The following is a 474-nucleotide window of genomic DNA, read 5'->3' on the forward strand; positions in this document are numbered from 1 at the left end:
CCGCAGTTCCAGCCGACGCCTAACGGCGCGGCTGAACGCAATCGTTAGACCGCACAAGCAGCAGATGGCGCTCTTCCTTCCGTTTGAATCCGCCATCCTTGGGGCTGTCGGATCGTCACTGTCCGACGATCTTCGAGGTCCGTTCTTGGAGCAGATGGCAAGCATCAACAAGGTCCAACGCCTGCTCGACTGGAAGGAGATCGAGTTTTACTGCATGCGGTGGTTCAAGGTTCGCTGGCCGTCCAATGTCCTCTTCGACAGACGCGAAGAATTCGTGCTGGCTTCCGGGTCGCTGACCGCCGGTGCCGCTACAGCTACAGTCAAGATTTGGGCTGTGGGTGGTCATGTCTTCAGCGTGGAATCGGAGAGTTCAATGAAGCCGTTTCGGTCTACCGAGAATTTGTCCTTTGTGGTCGCACATGCGGCCTAACCCGCAGTTCCAGCCGACGCCTAACGGCGCGGCTGAACGCAATC

General features: G+C 58.0%; 1 protein-coding gene. It reads left to right on the forward strand.

Annotation, left to right across the window (positions count from 1 at the left end; genetic code table 11):
- The coding region (locus tag B0W88_RS32275; RefSeq protein WP_233151927.1) for a hypothetical protein at positions 1-430 on the forward strand (430 nt) is incomplete at its 5' end.
- Between the last annotated feature and the right edge of the window lie 44 nt (positions 431-474).

The sequence above is a fragment of the Pelomonas sp. KK5 genome (assembly GCF_001984095.1).
Classification (GTDB): Bacteria; Pseudomonadota; Gammaproteobacteria; order Burkholderiales; family Burkholderiaceae_C; genus KK5.